This window comes from Millisia brevis NBRC 105863, assembly GCF_001552615.1.
Taxonomy (GTDB): domain Bacteria; phylum Actinomycetota; class Actinomycetes; order Mycobacteriales; family Mycobacteriaceae; genus Millisia; species Millisia brevis.
In genome coordinates this window covers 153,400-170,772 of sequence record NZ_BCRN01000014.1, presented here as the reverse complement: position 1 = coordinate 170,772, position 17,373 = coordinate 153,400, and the positions used below count along the sequence as shown (strand labels likewise).

12 protein-coding genes are annotated in these 17,373 nt (G+C 70.8%); 7 read left to right on the top strand and 5 right to left on the bottom strand.

The window, feature by feature from the left end:
• Positions 1-71: 71 nt before the first annotated feature.
• Positions 72-1,352 (bottom strand): adenosylmethionine--8-amino-7-oxononanoate transaminase, encoded by a 1,281-nt coding sequence (locus MB1_RS18770; RefSeq protein ID WP_439646959.1) that lies wholly within the window; start codon positions 1,350-1,352, stop codon positions 72-74.
• Positions 1,353-1,510: 158 nt separating this feature from the next.
• Here MB1_RS18770 and glgX point away from each other — a divergent pair, with 158 nt between their 5' ends.
• From glgX to treZ, 3 genes are read left to right on the top strand one after another with little or no spacing between them, the layout of a single operon-like run.
• Positions 1,511-4,723: a glycogen debranching protein GlgX gene (gene glgX, locus MB1_RS26635; protein ID WP_084352163.1), complete on the top strand. Its 3,213-nt coding sequence runs from the start codon at positions 1,511-1,513 to the stop codon at positions 4,721-4,723.
• On the top strand, positions 4,720-7,101 hold the full coding sequence (treY, locus tag MB1_RS18760; protein WP_066910862.1) for a malto-oligosyltrehalose synthase: 2,382 nt from the start codon (positions 4,720-4,722) through the stop codon (positions 7,099-7,101). The genes glgX and treY overlap by 4 nt, the downstream gene beginning before the upstream one ends.
• A 14-nt stretch (positions 7,102-7,115) precedes the next feature.
• Positions 7,116-8,891 carry a malto-oligosyltrehalose trehalohydrolase gene (gene treZ / locus MB1_RS18755; RefSeq protein ID WP_245650255.1) on the top strand — a complete coding sequence of 592 codons (1,776 nt, stop codon included), beginning with the start codon at positions 7,116-7,118 and terminating at the stop codon, positions 8,889-8,891.
• A 54-nt stretch (positions 8,892-8,945) separates the two neighbouring features.
• Here treZ and ilvA read toward each other — a convergent pair whose 3' ends face one another.
• Complete coding sequence (ilvA, locus tag MB1_RS18750) at positions 8,946-10,298, bottom strand: threonine ammonia-lyase IlvA (RefSeq protein ID WP_084352194.1); 1,353 nt, start codon at positions 10,296-10,298, stop codon at positions 8,946-8,948.
• Between the two features lie 246 nt (positions 10,299-10,544).
• Positions 10,545-11,684 carry a DUF475 domain-containing protein gene (locus MB1_RS18745; RefSeq protein WP_066910859.1) on the bottom strand — a complete coding sequence of 380 codons (1,140 nt, stop codon included), beginning with the start codon at positions 11,682-11,684 and terminating at the stop codon, positions 10,545-10,547.
• 104 nt (positions 11,685-11,788) lie between these two features.
• On the opposite strand from MB1_RS18745, the gene MB1_RS18740 reads away from it, so the two are divergent.
• Together MB1_RS18740 and MB1_RS18735 are read left to right on the top strand one after the other, a co-directional pair.
• Positions 11,789-12,574 (top strand): alpha/beta fold hydrolase, encoded by a 786-nt coding sequence (locus tag MB1_RS18740; RefSeq protein WP_066910974.1) that lies wholly within the window; start codon positions 11,789-11,791, stop codon positions 12,572-12,574.
• 7 nt (positions 12,575-12,581) lie between these two features.
• Positions 12,582-12,887, top strand: coding sequence for an MGMT family protein (locus MB1_RS18735; protein ID WP_066910856.1), 306 nt, complete (start codon positions 12,582-12,584; stop codon positions 12,885-12,887).
• A 70-nt stretch (positions 12,888-12,957) separates the two neighbouring features.
• Here the strand turns inward: MB1_RS18735 and MB1_RS18730 are convergent, their stop codons facing one another.
• On the bottom strand, positions 12,958-14,412 hold the full coding sequence (locus tag MB1_RS18730; RefSeq protein ID WP_066910853.1) for an aminotransferase-like domain-containing protein: 1,455 nt from the start codon (positions 14,410-14,412) through the stop codon (positions 12,958-12,960).
• A 59-nt stretch (positions 14,413-14,471) separates the two neighbouring features.
• On the opposite strand from MB1_RS18730, the gene MB1_RS25725 reads away from it, so the two are divergent.
• Complete coding sequence (locus MB1_RS25725) at positions 14,472-14,621, top strand: hypothetical protein (RefSeq protein ID WP_157084155.1); 150 nt, start codon at positions 14,472-14,474, stop codon at positions 14,619-14,621.
• A 44-nt stretch (positions 14,622-14,665) separates the two neighbouring features.
• Positions 14,666-16,417: an NTP transferase domain-containing protein gene (locus MB1_RS18725; RefSeq protein ID WP_066910850.1), complete on the top strand. Its 1,752-nt coding sequence runs from the start codon at positions 14,666-14,668 to the stop codon at positions 16,415-16,417.
• Between the two features lie 30 nt (positions 16,418-16,447).
• Here MB1_RS18725 and MB1_RS18720 read toward each other — a convergent pair whose 3' ends face one another.
• Entirely contained in the window at positions 16,448-17,326 is an 879-nt protein-coding gene (locus MB1_RS18720) for a TIGR02569 family protein (protein ID WP_066910847.1), read from the bottom strand.
• Positions 17,327-17,373: the final 47 nt, after the last annotated feature.

Genomic DNA, 17,373 nt, shown 5'->3' with positions numbered 1-17,373 from the left:
TCAGACTACGACCGACTTGAACACTGTTCAAGCGGGCCATCGTTCCCACGGGAACGCCGCACGGTCAACGGTCAGCCGACGCGGGCGGCCGCCACCATCGCCGCCGCGATCGTCGCGACCTCCTCCTCGGTACAGACGAACGGCGGCATCGCGTAGATCAGATTGCGGAACGGCCGCAGCCAGACCCCGCGATCGAGGGCCGCGGCGGTGGCCGCAGCGACGTCGACCGGGTGGTCGAGTTCGATCACCCCGATCGCGCCGCGGGTGCGCACCTCGGCGACCCCGGCGACCTCGACCGCGGACGCCAGCCCGGCACGCAAGCCGGCTTCGATCCCGTCGACCTCGCCGCGCCAGTCCCGCGAGAGCAGCAGATCGATCGAGGCGACCGCGACCGCGCAGGCGAGCGGGTTGCCCATGAAGGTCGGGCCGTGCATCAGGCCGCCGGCCGAACCGGCGCTGATGGTCTCGGCGACCGTGCCGCTGCACAGGGTGGCCGCGAGGGTCAGGTATCCGCCGGTCAGCGCCTTGCCGACGCACATGATGTCCGGGGCGACCCCGGCGTGATCGGCGGCGAACAACTCGCCGGTGCGTCCGAATCCGGTGGCGATCTCGTCGAAGATCAGCAGCACGTCCCGTTCGTCACAGAGGCGCCGCAGGTCGGCGAGGTAGCGCGGGTCGTGGAAGCGCATCCCGCCGGCGCCCTGGACCACCGGTTCGACCACGATCGCGGCCATCCGGTCGGCGTTCCGGTCGAGCAGTTCGGTCCAGATCCGGACGTACTCGTCGCGGTACTCGGAGGGCGGTGCGTCGACAAAGAGTTGGGGGCGCAGCACGTCGGTCCACAGCGTGTGCATGCCGCCATCGGGGTCGCAGACGCTCATCGCCTCGAAGGTGTCGCCGTGGTAGCCGCCGCGCCAGGTGGCCAGCAGCGACTTCTCCGGGCGGTCGAGGGCGCGCCAGTATTGCAGCGCCATCTTGGCCGCGACCTCGACCGATACCGATCCGGAGTCGCAGAAGAAGACCCGGTCGAGGCCCTCGGGGGTCAGCTCGACCAGGCGCGCGGCCAGCTCGGCGGCCGGTCGGTGGGTCAACCCGCCGAACATCACGTGGCTCATCGCGTCGAGTTGGGTGCGCACCGCGGCGTCGAGCATCGGGTGGCCGTAGCCGTGAATCGCCGCCCACCAGGAGCTCATCCCGTCGATCGGCGTGCGACCGTCGGCGAGACAGAGGCGAACTCCCGACGCGGCGGACACCTCCAGCGGCGGCATGACCGCGGGGAAGGCTCCGTAGGGGTGCCAGATATGGGCGGAATCGATCGCCGCGACATCGATCGCGACCCGAGCGGGAATCACCGGCCCGACAGTAGCGGCCGTCCCGATCGACCGATCGGATTCGGTCGATCCACCGGCCGGATTCGGTCGATCGACCGGTTGGATTCCGTCAGGTTCACCTATCCGACACCCTGCCGTCGGGCAGTACCGCACCCGGAAAACCACTAGGGTGAACGATCATGGCACGCGACCACAGCGGTGAAAGAAACCGTCCGGTATGGCCGGGTAGTCCCTACCCACTCGGCGCCACCTACGACGGCGCCGGCACCAATTTCGCCTTGTTCTCCGAGGTGGCCGAGGCCGTCGAATTGTGTCTGATCGACGGCGACAGTCGAGAGGTGCGCATCCCGCTCGAAGAGGTCGACGGCTACGTCTGGCACGCCTATCTGCCCGGCGTCGAGCCCGGCCAGCGGTACGGCTACCGCGTGCACGGCCCGTGGAATCCGGGCGCGGGACTGCGGTGCGATCCGAGCAAGCTGCTGCTCGACCCCTACGGCAAGGCGTTCACCGGACGATTCGACGGCGACCGTTCGCTGTTCAGCTACCCCATCGTCATGGCCGATCCGCCGGCCGAGGAGCCGGACCACGAGGAACCGGAATCCGACGAGCGGGACGCCGAGAAGCCCCGGGCCGTTACCGACGACGAGCCGGACGCTGCGGCGACCGACGAGCAGGCGACCGACGAGCCGACCGCCGACACCGATGCGGACGACGCCTCCGCCGTGCCGCCGACCGCCGACGATACTGCCGACAGCCCTACGGCGGCAACGGATTCCGCGACAACGGAGGATTCCGAAAGCGTCGAGGCACAGGCGACCACCCTGGCGGATGCGGGCGCGCCGCTGATCGCCGACGTGCGCCCCGCGACCCCGCCGACCCGCTCCGCGAAGACCGGACGCCCCGGCGCAACCGGACCGGCCGACGCATCGCAACCCGCCGGCGGCGAGGATCCGACCGAGCCTGCTGCCGCCGACAAGACCTCGGCCGACACACCGGACAACACTCCCGATGACCCGGCCGACACCGGGTCGACCGCACCGAAGGCCGCGACCACCGCCGACGCGGCGCCGGCCGATTCAACCGCCGCCGATGCGAGCCCGGGCGATGCGGAAACCGCCGAAAAGGCCGCTTCCGCCGCCGACTCCGAGGCGACCGCGGTCGACACCCCGGCCGCCGCCGAGCCCGGGGCCACCGCACCGAGAAGCGTCGGGAAAGCCGGCGGCAAGGCGCGCGCCGCATCGGCGGCAGCCGCCGCGGACTCCTCGTCGACCCCGAACACCGTGTCCGACGACGATATCGAGCCGGCAGGGGCGGCCGACCCGTCCGAGCCCGCCGAAGCGGCGACCCCTTCGGGGGCAACCGAAACATCGGAGATCGCGGGCGGCACAACGGCCGTCACCGCCTCCCCCGCCACCGCCGACAAGACCTCGGCCGACACACCGGACGCCACACCCGCCGACCCGGCCGACGCCCCGGAGCCGGACGCGTCCCCCGAGTCGCCGGCGGAAGCCGAAGCCTCGGAGGCTCCCGACACGCCCGCGGAGCCGGAGACACCGGCGCAGCCCGCCGCGACCGAAGAGACCGCCGAGCAGGTCGAGGAGCAGCAGGTCCGGGCGGACGACACGCGCTCGAACGAGCGGCCGGGTTACGACTCGCTGGGCCACACGATGACGACCGTGGTGGTCAACCCATTCTTCGACTGGCGCAACGACCGGCCGCCGCGCCGGCCGTACCACGAGACGATCATCTACGAGGCCCACGTCAAGGGCATGACCGCCACACATCCGGATATCCCGGAGGATATGCGCGGCACCTATATGGGCCTGGCGCATCCGGCGATCATCAACTATCTGACCAATCTCGGGGTCACCGCGATCGAATTGATGCCGGTCCACCAGTTCATGCACGACCAGCATCTACTCGACCGCGGCCTGCGTAACTACTGGGGCTACAACTCCTACGGATTCCTGGCCCCGCACAACGAGTACGGGTTCTCCGACTCCGCGTCCGGCATGGTGCCGGAGTTCAAGACGATGGTGCGGACCTTCCACGAGGCGGGCATCGAGGTGATCCTCGACGTGGTCTACAACCACACCGCCGAGGGCAATCACATGGGCCCGACGATCTCCTTCCGCGGTATCGACAACGGCGCCTACTACCGTCTGGTCGACGACGATCCGCAGTACTACATGGACTACACCGGCACCGGTAACAGTCTCAACGCCCGCCACCCGCATACGCTGCAGCTGATCATGGATTCGTTGCGGTACTGGGTGATCGAGATGCACGTCGACGGCTTCCGCTTCGACCTCGCCTCCACGCTGGCCCGCGAACTGCACGACGTCGACAAGCTGAGCGCCTTCTTCGACCTCGTCCAGCAGGATCCGGTGGTCAGCCAGGTCAAGCTGATCGCCGAGCCCTGGGATATCGGCCAGGGCGGCTACCAGGTGGGCAACTTCCCCGGTCTGTGGACGGAGTGGAACGGCAAGTACCGCGACACGGTGCGCGACTACTGGCGCGGGGAACCGGCGACGCTCGGCGAGTTCGCCTCCCGTTTCACCGGCTCGTCGGATCTCTACGAGAACACCGGCCGCCGACCGAGCGCGAGCATCAACTTCGTCACCGCCCACGACGGCTTCACCATGCGGGACCTGGTGTCCTACAACGAGAAGCACAATATGGCCAACGGTGAGGACAACCGGGACGGCGAGAGCCACAACCGCTCCTGGAATTGCGGCGTCGAGGGTCCGACCGACGATCCGGAGATCGTCGAACTGCGGGAGCGGCAGATCCGCAATATGCTCGCGACCCTGCTGCTGAGCCAGGGCACCCCGATGATCGCGCACGGCGACGAGATCGGTCGAACTCAGCAGGGCAACAACAACTCCTATTGCCAGGACAACGAGATCGCCTGGATGGACTGGGAGTCGCTCGATCAGAACTCCGACCTGTTCGCCTTCACCCGCAATGCGATCGCCCTGCGGCGCGAACATCCGGTCTTCCGGCGGCGCCGCTTCTTCGCGGGTCGACCGATCCGATCGGGCGATCAGATGCGCGATATCGCGTGGATGACCCCCTCGGGCGAGGAGATGACCGAGGAGGACTGGGACAGCGGTTTCGGCAAGTCGCTCGGGGTCTTCCTCAACGGCAACGGGATCAACGAGGTCGGTGATCGCGGCGAGCACATCGAGGACGACTCGTTCTACCTCTGCTTCAACGCGCACTACGAACCGCTCGACTTCGTCACCCCCTCCAATGGCAACGGCGACGTCTGGGAGGTGGCCCTGGATACCGCCGCGCCGGACGGGCTGCGGGGGCGCACCTGCGAGGGTGGCCTGCCGATGACGGTGCGCGGGCGCAGCCTGCTGGTTCTGCGGCGGCGACGCCGATGATCCCGGTGACGGCCACCTATCGGCTGCAGATGCGCCCGGACGCCTTCACATTCGACGATGCCCGCAAAGTGGTCGGATATCTGCACGATCTCGGGATCTCGCATCTCTATCTCTCGCCGATCCTGACCGCGGTGCCGGGCTCGATGCACGGCTACGACGTGATCGACCCGACGACCGTCTCGGCGGGTCTGGGCGGACGGGCGGGGCTCGAGGCCCTGTCCGCGGCGGCCCGCGAGCGCGATATGGGCCTGGTGGTCGACATCGTGCCCAACCACATGGGCGTCGAGCGGCCGGATCTCAACCGATCCTGGTGGGATGTGTTGCGGCACGGGCCGACCGCCGAGCACGCCGACTGGTACGACATCGACTGGTCGGTCCCCGGCTACGAGGGTCGAGTGGTGCTGCCGATCCTCGGCAGCGCGGAGGATCTCGACCAACTGCGGCTCGACGTCGTCGACGGCGAACGGGTGTTGCGCTACTACGACACGGTGCTTCCGGTGCGCCCCGACCTCGACCCGGCGGTGGTCACGCCGACCGAGGTCCACGATCAGCAGCATTACCGCCTGGTCGACTGGCGCTCCGATGTGCTCGGGTATCGGCGCTTCTTCACCGTCACCGGTCTGGCCGCGATCCGCCAGGAGGTGCCGGAGGTCTTCGCCGATACCCACGATCAGATCGGTTCCTGGTTCACCGAGGATCTCGTCGACGGCCTGCGCATCGATCACCCGGACGGCCTGGCCGACCCGACCGACTATCTGTGGCGGCTGCGGGAATTGATCGGCCCGGACGCCTGGGTGGTGATCGAGAAGATCCTCGCCTACGACGAATCGCTCGATCCGATCCTGCCGGTCGAGGGCACCACCGGATACGACATCCTCGCGGTGATCGACCGGCTCTTCGTCGATCCGACCGGCCGCGACGCGCTGACCGAATTGGGCGCAGCCCGCACCGGCGAGCCGGGTGACGCCGACTGGCTGCACGCCCGCACCCTCGAGCTCAAGCGCTGGGTGGTCACCGAGCAGCTGGTCCCCGAGCTGCATCGCCTGGTGCGCGCGCTCGCCGGACCGGACGACGACCCGCGCACCCTCGCCGCGATGATCGTCGAGGTGATCGCCCGGATCCCGGTCTACCGCAGCGACTATCGCACCACCTCGCTGCTGCTGTCCGAGGCGATCGAAGCGGTCGCCGGGCTGCCCGGCGGACCCGGCGAGGACATCGCGGTCGCGCTGAGCGCGGCGTTGGGCCGCAACCGCGCCGCCGCGCTGCGGTTGCAACAACTCACCGGGGCGGCCACCGCCAAGGCGGTCGAGGATCGCCTCTTCTACCGCACCTCGCGGCTGGTCGCCCTGCAGGAGGTCGGCGGCGAGCCGGACCTGTTCGCGGTGGCGCCGGCGGTCGCGCATACCCGCCTCGAGCGGTGGGCCCGGGAATGGCCGGCGACGATGTCGGCCGCGAGCACCCACGACACCAAGCGCAGCGCCGATGTGCGCACCCGCATCGCGGTGCTCTCCCAGGTCGCCGCCCGTTGGGCGCGCGCGGTGGCGCAGTGGGAGGAGCTCGCGCCGAGCCCGGACGCGCGCACGGGGCTGTTCCTGTGGCAGAACCTCTTCGGGGTCTGGCCCGCGGACGGCGAGGTCACCGGGGAGATCCGCGCCCGCGTGCGGGCGTACGCGCTCAAGGCGATCCGTGAGGCCGGTCTGCGCACCTCCTGGAACGAGCCGGACGAGGCGTTCGAGGAGGCCGTGCAGACCTGGTTGGACGCGGTGATCGACGGGCCGGTCGCCGCGGAGATCACCGACCTGCTGACCGACGTCGCACCGCACGCTGCCGCGGATGCCCTGGCCCGCACCGTGATCGGACTGCTCGGACCCGGGGTCCCCGATACCTACCAGGGCACCGAGGTCTGGGACGACTCGCTGGTCGACCCGGACAACCGCCGCCCGGTCGACTTCGCCTACCGCCAGGAATTGCTCGGCGCGATGGCCGGTGCGACGCTCCCACCGGACGAGCCGACCGCGGACGCCACCAAGCTGTGGGTGGTCTCGCGGTCGCTACGGGTGCGGCGCGACCACCCGAATGCCATGGTCGGTGGCGATTACCGGCCGTTGCGGCCGATCGGCATCGGCGCGGACCATCTGTTCGCCTTCGCCCGCGCCGATCGGGGCGACGAACCGAGCGTCGTGGTCGCCACCACCCGGTTGACGGTCACCTTCACCGACGATCTGCGCGCCGGCACCACCTTGCCGTTGCCGGACGGCGAATGGGTCGACGCGCTGACCGGGCGCACCCTGACCGGATCGGTGTCCGCGACCGACCTGTTCACCCACCTGCCGGTGGTGGTCCTGACCCGCTCGTCGTCCCCCGCCCCCCAGCAGTGACGGAGTCTTACCCCGTGACCGAAGCCGCCCCGACCGCCTCCCAGCCGTCCCCGGCGATCACCGAAACGGTCGACTTCGCGGTGTGGGCACCGCGGCCGGAGTCGGTCGCGCTGCACCTGAACGGCGCAGTCCTGCCGATGCGCCCGGCCGCCGACGGCTGGTGGACGCTGACCGCTCCGGCCGCCGCCGGTGCCCGCTACGGCTTCCTGCTCGACGACGACCCGACGGTTCTGCCCGATCCGCGCTCCCCGCGTCAGCCGGGCGGGGTGCACGAACCGTCGGCGGTCTACGACCCGCGCACCTTCGCCTGGACCGACCGGGCCTGGACCGGCCGACAGCTCGCCGGCGGCGTGCTCTACGAACTGCACATCGGGACCTTCACTCCGGCGGGTACCTTCGACGCGGCGCTCGAATGCCTCGACCACCTGATCGATCTCGGCGTCACCCACGTCGAGATCATGCCGGTCAACGCGTTCAACGGGGTGCACAACTGGGGCTACGACGGCGTGCTGTGGTACGCGGTCCAGGAGAGCTACGGCGGCCCGGCCGGACTGCAGCGCTTCGTCGACGGCTGCCACCGCGCGGGCCTGGCCGTCGTGCTCGACGCGGTCTACAACCACCTGGGTCCGTCGGGCAACTACCTCGATCGGTTCGGCCCGTATACCCGTGCGGCAGCGGCCAATCCGTGGGGCCCGACGATCAACCTCGACGGACCGAACAGCGATACCGTCCGCCGGTACATCCTCGACAACGCACTGCGGTGGTTCGACGAGTTCCACATCGACGGGCTGCGCCTCGACGCGGTGCACGCACTGATCGACTCCCGCGCGACGCATATCCTCGAGGAACTCGCGATCGAGACCGAACGGTTGTCGGCGCATCTCGGGCGGCCGCTGAGCCTGATCGCCGAAAGCGACCTCAACGACCCGCGGTTGATCACCCCGCGCGCGGCGGGCGGCTACGGGCTGACCGGCCAATGGGACGACGACGTCCACCACGCGATCCACACCGCGGTGTCCGGCGAACGGCAGGGCTATTACGGCGATTTCGGGGCACTGAGCACCCTGGCGACCGTGCTGACCCGCGGCTTCTTCCACGCGGGGACCTATTCGTCGTTCCGCGGGCGCCTTCACGGCCGGCGCCTCGACATCGACACCGTTCCCGGCAGCGCGCTGGTCGCCTATACGACCACCCACGACCAGGTGGGCAATCGGGCGATCGGCGACCGCCCCGCCGCCTACCTGTCCCCCGGTCAGTTGATGATCAAGGCGGCGCTGGTGGCATTCTCCGCGTACACCCCGATGATCTTCATGGGCGAGGAGTGGGGCACCACCACCCCGTTCCAGTTCTTCACCTCGCATCCCGAACCGGAGCTCGGCGAGGCGACCGCGAACGGGCGGCGCGCCGAGTTCGCCGAACACGGCTGGGCCACCGAGGATGTGCCCGATCCGCAGGACCCGGAGACCTTCGCCCGGTCGCATCTCGACTGGACCCAGCCGGGCCGGCCACCGTTCAAGCGGACCCTCGACAGTTACCGGGATCTGTTGGCGCTGCGGCGCTCCCGCCCGGAGATCACCGATCCGCGGCTGCGGTCGGTGCGGGTCGCGCACGACGAGAGTTCCTGGATCGCGGTCGAGCGCGGCGCGCTGACGCTGGTCTGCAATCTGTCGGCGGACCCGGTCGAGGTGCCCTACGGCGGTACGCCGGTGCTGTTCTGGGATCAGCCGGAGACGACCGATACCGTGACCGCCGTGCCGGGCCACTCCTTCGTGATCCTCGACCGGACCTGACGATCGGCCGCCCGAGACCGCGCCGGGCCGGCCGTCAGTTCAGATCAGATCAGATCAGGTCAGGTAGCGGTAGGCGGTGCTGCCGGGGGCGAGATGCTCGACGTCGATCGGGGAATCGGCCATCCGCATCCGCAGCGCCGCAAAGCCGTCCGGCGACCCGAGTTCGATACCGACCAGCGCCGCACCGGTCTCGCGGTTGTTGCGCTTGACGTACTCGAAGAGGGTGATGTCGTCGTCGGGGCCGAGCACCTCGTCGAGGAAGCGGCGCAGCGCACCCGGCTCCTGCGGGAAGGTCACCAGGAAGTAGTGCTTGAGACCGCGGTGCACCAGCGACCGTTCGATCACCTCACCGTAGCGCGAGACGTCGTTGTTGCCGCCGGAGATCAGGCTGACCACGGTCGAGCCGTTGGTCGGTGCGAGCAGGTCGATCGCCGCCACCGACAGCGCCCCCGCCGGCTCGACGATGATTCCCTCGTTCTGATACATCTCGAGCATCGCGGTGCACACCGCGCCCTCGTCGACATCGGTCAGCAGCAGGCCACCGGTCCGGGCGGCGACCGCGTCGGCCACGACGTCGGCGAGGTCCGCGGCCGGTACCGCGTGCGCCCCGAGAGCGGTCAACACCTCGAAGGGCACGTCGCCGAGCCGGCGGACCGCCGCCCCGTCGACGAAGGTGTCGATCTCGTCGAGGGTGATCGGCGCACCGTTGCGCAGGGCCGCGGCCGCGCAGGCCGCGCCGGTCGGGTCGACCCCGACCACAACCGTCGACGGGGAACGCTCCGCGAGATAGGTCGCGATCCCGGACAGCGCACCGCCGCCACCGACCGGGACGAGCACCACATCGGGCGCCGACCCGAGCTGACCGAGGATCTCGACGGCGATCGTGCCCTGGCCGTCGACGGTCCGGACATGGTCGAAGGGCGGCACCGGGGTCGCCCCGCTGCGCGCGACATCCGCCGCGGCCGCCGCGGCGGCGGCGTCGAAAGTGGTGCCGGAGGTGATCAGTTCGACCATCCCGCCGCCGTGGAAGATGATCCGTTCGCGCTTCTGACGCGGGGTATTCGAGGGCACGTAGATGCGGCCGCGCACCCCGAGGCGCTTGCAGGCGAAGGCGACCCCCTGGGCGTGGTTGCCGGCGCTCGCGGTGACGACACCGGCCGCGAGCTGCATCGGGTCGAGCTGCGCCATCAGATTGAACGCGCCGCGCAGCTTGTAGGAGCGGACCAGCTGCTGGTCCTCCCGCTTGAGGAAGACCCGCGCTCCGCTGCGGACCGAGAGGCGCTCGCAGGGGTCGAGCGGGGTGCGTTGGACCACGCCGCGCAGTCGCTGATGGGCGCCGTCGATCGAGTCGGCGGTCGGCAACGGATGCTCGTCGGCGGGTGCTGCCGTCGGGGCGTCCTGCTCCACCGGATCACCGGCGCCGTCGGTCGCGATCGGATCGGTCGCACCGGAAGTCGGCGTCGCAGCGATCGTCGGGGCCGAAGCCGGCCGTTCGGTGGATGTGGTCACCGGAATATGGTGCCGGCAGGGGTGCGCAGGCCGTCGGCCGCCCCGCACGCTGCGGTTATCGGGGCAGGGCGGTTACCGGGGCAGGGCGGTTACCGGAGCAGGGGGGATATCGGGACCGGCCGGTTGTCGCGGGGCGCGCCGGCGCTAGTGGGACGCGGCGGGCACCCGGGCCGACTCGGCGCGCGCGGCGTCGCGTCGGTTGGCTCGGATACTGCTGACGAAGGCCGCACCGATGAAGGCGATACCGGTCAACCCGGTGACGATCTCGGGGATCTCGAGCCGCACGCTCAGCAGCAGGATCGTCGCGAGTGCGCCGATCGCCCAGTGCGCACCGTGTTCGAGATAGCGGTACTCGGCGAGCGTCCCCTTGCGGACCAGGAAGATCGTCAGCGACCGGACGAACAGCGCCCCGATGCCCAGGCCCAGCGCGATCAGGATCGGATCGGCGGTGATCGCGAAGGCCCCGATCACCCCGTCGAAGGAGAACGACGCGTCCAGCAGTTCGAGGTAGAGGAAGAGGAAGAATCCGGCCCGGCCGGCCGCCTTGGCCACCTCGGTCGGGCCGGTCGATCGGGTCGGCGTTCCGACCGGATCGCCGTCGAGGTCGTCCGGTTCGCCGGGACTCTCGCCGGCGAAGAGCGCGCTGAGCCCGTTGACCAGCAGATAGGTCATCATGCCGAGCATCCCGGCGACCAGGACGGTCGAGCGGTCGGCAGCGGGCGCGAGGAATTCCGCGATCGCGAGCAGGGCGCCGGTGGCGATGACCACCGACAGGGCGTCGACTTTGCCGAGCGCCGCCAGGGGCCGCTCCAGCCATCGCAGCCACAGCAACTCACGGTTGGAGAGCATGAAGTTCAGGAACAGCAGCAACAGGAACATGCCGCCGAAGGCCGCGATCTGAGGATTGGCCTCCCGCAGGATCAACTCGTAGCTCGCGCTGCCGTCCGGGAACCGATCGGAGCCGTCGGCGGGTGGATTCATCGCCAACTCGAAGGCGCGCACCGGGGAGAGCCCGGCGGTGATCCACACGATCGCCAGCGGGAAGAACAGGCGCATGCCGAAGACGGCGATCAGCACGCCGACGGTCAGGAACATGCGCTGCCAGAAGGCGTTCATCCGCTCGAGGATGGTCGCGTTGATGACCGCGTTGTCGAACGACAACGACACCTCGAGCACGGCGAGGATCGCGCAGAGCGCCAGTCCCGTCCAGCCCTGATAGAGGAAGGCCACCGCCAGAGCGAGCAGGGCGATGATCGATGCCACTCCGAAGGTTCGCACGATCATTCGGCCAACGTACCTCCGCTGCCCGGGAGGTTGCCGGCAGCGCCCGGGAGTCCGCTGTGAGCGGCGTCCGGCGATTCCGACGCGGCCCGAGTAGCGTCCCCGTGGTGGTTCACGATCTCTACGTCCACGAGTTCGGCCCGGCGGACGGCCTTCCGATTCTGGCGATTCACGGCGTCACCGGGCACGGCGACCGGTGGCGACGCTGGGCCGGGCGCATTCCGCAGGCGCGGGTGCTCGCGCCGGACCTGATCGGGCACGGTCGGTCGAGTTGGTTGCCGCCCTGGGATATCGACGATCAGGTCGACGCGCTGGCCGCCGTCCTCGACCGCGCCGGCGAGGGTCCGGTGACCGTGGTCGGCCACTCCTACGGCGGCTGCCTGGCCCTGCACCTCGCGCGCCGACTGCCGGACCGGATCGGCGGGCTGCTGCTGCTCGACCCGGCGATGGCGGTCGATCCGGCGCGGATGGCCGCGGCCGCGGAGTCGACGGTATGGGACGGCGACTACACCGACGCCGAGGAGGCGTGGCACGACAAGCGGGCGACCGGCTGGACCGACGTCCCGGAGGAGGTGCTGCGGGAGGAGCTCGATACCCACCTGATCGACTACCCGCGGGGGCGGGTCGGCTGGCGCATGTCGATCCCCGCCGTGGTGACGACCTGGGGCGAGCTGGCGAAGCCGTGGGTGCTGCCGCCGGCCGGAATGCCGGTCACGGTGGTGCGGGCGAGCAAGGTGCAGCCGCCCTATCTGCGGGCCGACCACGTCGATGCGTTGCTCGCGGGCGGCGCGACGGTCCTCGACTGGGACTGCGAGCACATGATTCCGCAGGAGCGCGAGGCCGACAGCGCGGCGCTGGCGGCCGGCTTGCTGCCGACGCGGGCGCCCCGCTGAGGCCGCGATGGCACCGGTAACCGAGGAGCAGGTCGAGCGGGTCCGCGAGTTGGTGGCATCGATCCCGCCGGGTTCGGTCAGCTCCTATGGTGCGATCGCGGCGGCCGCGGAGTTGTCGAGCCCGCGGATCGTCGGCTGGATCATGCGCACCGATTCCGCGGATCTGCCGTGGCATCGGGTGCTGCGCGCGGACGGCCGGGTGGCCGAGCATCTGCGCACCCCGCAACTCGAACGGCTGCGGGCCGAGGGGGTCCTGGCCGTCGACGGGCGGGTCGACATGCGTCGCCACCGGCACGACTTCCCCGAGACCTGACGCCCCGGGATGCCCCTGAGGCCGTGAGACCGTCAGACCCCGCACGTTCCGCCGGCGGAGATCGGTCCGCTCAGATCACCATCGCCGCGGGGGTGCGCGTCGCCGGGCGGCGCGGTGCGACCGGCGCGGCCCCGGCCAGCAGTCCCACCGCCGCGGCCAACTCCTCCGGGCTGCGGACGAACGGCAGCCGCAGGTGGTCGTCGAAGTCGTAGCCGGTGCCGAACCGGGTGCCCGCGGCCAGGCGCAGGCCCCGTTGGGCGGCCTGCTCGACCACCATCGTCGAGGACAGGCCGTTCGGGAGCCGACACCACAGGCTCATCCCGCCGGCGGGGACGACGAACTCCCAGCGCGGCAACAGTGTGCTCAGGTCGGTGACCAGCCGGTCGCGCCGGATCCGCAGGTAGTCGCGCCGCTCCTCCCGGATCCGGTCGAGATCGGCGAAGACCGCGACCGCCACCTGCTGATCGACCGCTGATACCGACAGCTGCCGGCGCTGATAGCCGTCGGTCAGTCGCCCGATCGCGCCGACATCCGCCCGCACCCAACCGATCCGCAGACCTCCCCAGGCGACCTTGCTCAGCCCGCCGAGCGAGATCGTCGTCCCCTCCGGAGTGGCGGCGCCGAAGGGTTCGATCGGCGCGTCGAGATCGTCGATGCTCAGCTCGGTCGAGACCTCGTCGATGACCGCGAGGATGCCGTAGCGGATCAGGGTCGCCGCCAGCCGCCGACGCACCTCGTTGGGCAGGAGCGTCCCGGTGGGGTTGGCGAAGTCGGGGATCAGGAAGGCGACGGTGGGCGCGGATTGGCGAGCGGCGCGGGCCACCGCGTCGACGAAGGCCTCCGGATGGAGCGGATCGATCGGCACCGGGACCGCGACTCCGCCGACCGCCCGGATCTCCTCGAGCAGTCCCGGATAGGTCGGATGCTCGCAGATGACCCGGTCGCCGGGGGCGACGTAGCTCTCCAGAACGGTGTGCACGGCGTCGCTGGCGCCGGCGGTGACCAGGATGTTGTTGGGTCGCGTCGGCACACCGCGGGCGGTGAACCGGTCCGCGATCGCCGAGCGGACCGCGTAGGAACCGCCCGGCTGATAGCCGACACTGTCGAGGTCGGTCGCCGCGGTGCCGATCGCATAGGCCTCGCGCACGGCCGGGGTGATCCGCGGCGCGGCGTTGATCAGCTCCATCGCGTCGGGGGACGCGGACCCGAGCATCGATCCCCACGGCTGCTCCTCGCGGCGCCGGCCGGTGATGAAGGTGCCCGCGCCGCGGCGCGAATCGATCCAGCCGTCCTCGCGCAGCAGCCGATAGGCGCCGGCGACGGTCACCCGGCTGATACCCAGTTCCCGGGCGAGCGCGCGTTCGGCGGGCAGCTTGGTGCCGGGCGGCAATCCGGAACGGGAGATCGCGCGCATCAGATCGTCCGCCAACTCGCGGTAGAGGAAGCCGCTGGTGTCGCCGTTCTCGGCCGCCACCAGCAAAGCCAGTCCATTTGCGTCAATGGACCCATCGGAGGCGAGAGTCATCAGGCCATTCAAACAGAAGTCAGTCCACTTTTCGCGCCAACTGGCGAGATGCTGAAGTCATGATCCTCATTGGCATGCTTTTTGTTGTTCTCGTGGCCGCTCTGGTCGCTCTGGCGACCAGCCTTCCGGGTGGTGGACGCAGCGCCCACTCCGGCCCGCCCCGCAGCCTGCACGCCGACGGCCCGACGTGGCCGTTGGAAGCTCGCTGATCCGGGACCGACCCTGCACAGCCGCATCGCTACCGTTGTCCGGTATGCGGACTCGGACGGTCGATGCGGTGATCCTGGCCGGTGGCGCCTCCTCCCGGATGAACGGCGCCGCCAAACCCCGGTTGACGATCGGCGCGTCCACGCTGCTGGACATCGCGCTGGACGCGACCGATTTCTGCCGCCGCATCGTCGTGGTCGGTCCCGATGATCTGAGCGATATCGTCGACCGACGGCTGCGCCGCGACGCCATCTCGCTCACCCGCGAGGACCCACCGCGCACCGGTCCGGTCCACGCGCTGGCGGCCGGACTGCGGGTGCTGCGCGGATACGCCGACCCCGAGGCCGACGCGGTGGTCGTCCTGGCCGCGGACCTGCCCGCGATCACCGCCGCCGACCTGCTCGCCCTGACCGACGCGGTGGTCGACAAGTCCGTGGACGTGGTGCTCGCCGAACACGACGGGCGGGTCCAATCCCTCGTCGGCGCGTGGCGGCCGATCCCGCTGGCGGTCGCGATCGACGCGATCGGCGATACCCGCGATCGCGCGGTACGACAGTTGCTGACGCCGGGATTCCCGCGCATCGCGCTGCCGCACGCGATCGACTGCGATACCCCCGAAGATCTGCGGCGCGCCCGCGCCGCGCTCCCCCCGGATCTCACCGACGTCGCCGACCGGGTCCGCACGATCGCCGCACCGCTGCCGGAGCGGCGCGCCGATCCGATCGCGGCGATCGGCACGGTCCTGGCCGAACCGTTGACCGCCGCGGTCCCCTTCCCCGCGCGCGACCGATCCGCGATGGACGGCTACGCGGTGCGCGGCCGACCGCCGTGGCGCATCCGCGCCGGGGTCCAACTCGCCGGCGACCGCGCGGATCGGCCGATAGAGCCCGGAACGGCGGTCCGCATCACCACCGGCGCGGTGGTTCCCGAGGGCGCCGACGCGGTCCACCGTGACGAATTCCTCGAGGTATCCGGCGACATGCTGAACCCGGCGCCGACCGCGCCGTCCCGCAACGACATCCGGCGCAGCGGCGAGGACTGGCCCGTCGGCGCCGTCCTGGCCGCGGCCGGTAGGCCGGTGACGCCGGCGCTCGCATCGGTGGCCCTGTCCGCCGAAACGCCGAGCCTGCTGGTGCGCGGTCCGGTCCGCGCCCGCCTGGTGATCTCCGGCAACGAGATCCGACCGGCGCCGGCCGGGCGATCGCATCTGACCACCGATTCGGTCGGCCCGGTGCTCCCCCGCTTCCTGGCCTCGATCGGTATCGCCGTCGAGACGGTCGACTACGTCGACGACGAGTCGCCGCAGCGGATGCTGCCCGACGACCCCGAGGCCACCGACCTGACCATCGTCGTCGGCGCGACCGGCTTCGGGGTGCGCGACGGCCTGCGCACGGTGCTCGACGCCGCGGGGGCGACCACCGAGATCGGCCGGGTCCGCTCACGGCCGGGAGGCTCCCAGGTGGTCGCGCGGCTCCCCGGGGGCCATCTGGTCCTCGGGCTGCCGGGCAATCCCTATGCCGCCGTGGTCACCGCGCTGTGGACCGGCAGCGCGCTCGCCGCCGCCCTGACCGCGATGCCGCTGCGCCGCCGCCATGGTCTGCTCGCCGACGATGTGACCCTCTCCGGCCCGGCCGGTATCGACCGACTGCTGCCGGCGACTGCCGACGACCGGGGCCGGTGGCACGTCGCCGCGTCGGTCCGCACGGCGACCCTCGTTGGATTGGCGGCCGCCGACGCGGTGGCCGCGGTGCGCTTCGGCCGGCGCGATATCGAGCTGATCGGCCTGCCGCGCGACTGATCGATTCCGCGAACGGCCGGGCCGAGTCGGCTACAGGATCATCCGGACCATGTCGGCGGTGCGGGCCAGCCCGAGGAAGGCCTCCTCGGTCGCCCGCGGATGCAGCGCGTGCACCGCCAACCGGAACATCAGCGCCCGCAGCAGCATCTGCGGCCACTCGGGGATGTCCTCCCAACGGCCGATCAAGCCGTCGTCGGCGCCGCCCCAGGCGAGCGAGTCGACGACCACCACCGCCGCCGCCCACCCGGCGGGACGCCAGTACGGGGTGATGTCGGTGATCGCCGGGGCGAGGTTGCCCGAGAACAGCACGGTGCCGAAGAGGTCACCGTGGACGAGTTGGTTCGGCGAGGACACCTGCCGGCGCAGCGTGCCGAGCTGACCGATCAGCTCCAGGCTGCGCAGCGCGCCCTGCGGCGGATCCTCCGGGATCTGGGTGCGCAGCACGCGGCTGGGCTGGGCGTCCCAGGCGGAGTGGTCGGCGGCCAGGAACAGGTCGCCGCCCTGGTACGGCGCCGCCGGCGCGTGCGCGAGGAATCGCGGCCGATCGAGCTGGGCGGTGGCGGCGTGCAGCCGACCGGACAGCGAGACGACCTCGTCGTGGCGCGACTCGGGCTCCCCGTCGACGAAGGTGTCGGCCCGCCACCCGGAGACGACATAGCGACCGTCGGTCGAGCGGACCGGCCGCGCCAGGCGGACCCCCTCGACGACCAACGTCTCGCGGACCCGAGCCGACCAGGCCGCGCGCCCGGCGTCGACCACCGGCGACAGCACGACATCGCCCAGGCGCCAGCCGACCTCCCATTCCGCCCCCAGCGGCACGGGTTCCCGGTCACGCAGCCCGAAGGTCGCGCAGACATGGGGCGGCGGCTCAACACCAGTCAACACGGGCCTCACGCTACCCGGGGGCATGTCGTGTCACGTCCGTACCCTTGCGATTCACCCGTCACGATCAACGA

What these genes read in the sequence shown, in the direction of transcription:
- glgX (WP_084352163.1), top strand. Translation starts at nt 1,511, where the DNA reads ATGGCACGCGACCACAGCGGTGAAAGAAACCGTCCGGTATGGCCGGGT.
- treY (WP_066910862.1), top strand. Translation starts at nt 4,720, where the DNA reads ATGATCCCGGTGACGGCCACCTATCGGCTGCAGATGCGCCCGGACGCC.
- MB1_RS18745 (WP_066910859.1), bottom strand. Translation starts at nt 11,684, where the DNA reads ATGATCGTGCGAACCTTCGGAGTGGCATCGATCATCGCCCTGCTCGCT.
- MB1_RS18735 (WP_066910856.1), top strand. Translation starts at nt 12,582, where the DNA reads ATGGCACCGGTAACCGAGGAGCAGGTCGAGCGGGTCCGCGAGTTGGTG.
- MB1_RS18730 (WP_066910853.1), bottom strand. Translation starts at nt 14,412, where the DNA reads ATGACTCTCGCCTCCGATGGGTCCATTGACGCAAATGGACTGGCTTTG.
- MB1_RS25725 (WP_157084155.1), top strand. Translation starts at nt 14,472, where the DNA reads ATGATCCTCATTGGCATGCTTTTTGTTGTTCTCGTGGCCGCTCTGGTC.
- MB1_RS18725 (WP_066910850.1), top strand. Translation starts at nt 14,666, where the DNA reads ATGCGGACTCGGACGGTCGATGCGGTGATCCTGGCCGGTGGCGCCTCC.
- MB1_RS18720 (WP_066910847.1), bottom strand. Translation starts at nt 17,326, where the DNA reads ATGCCCCCGGGTAGCGTGAGGCCCGTGTTGACTGGTGTTGAGCCGCCG.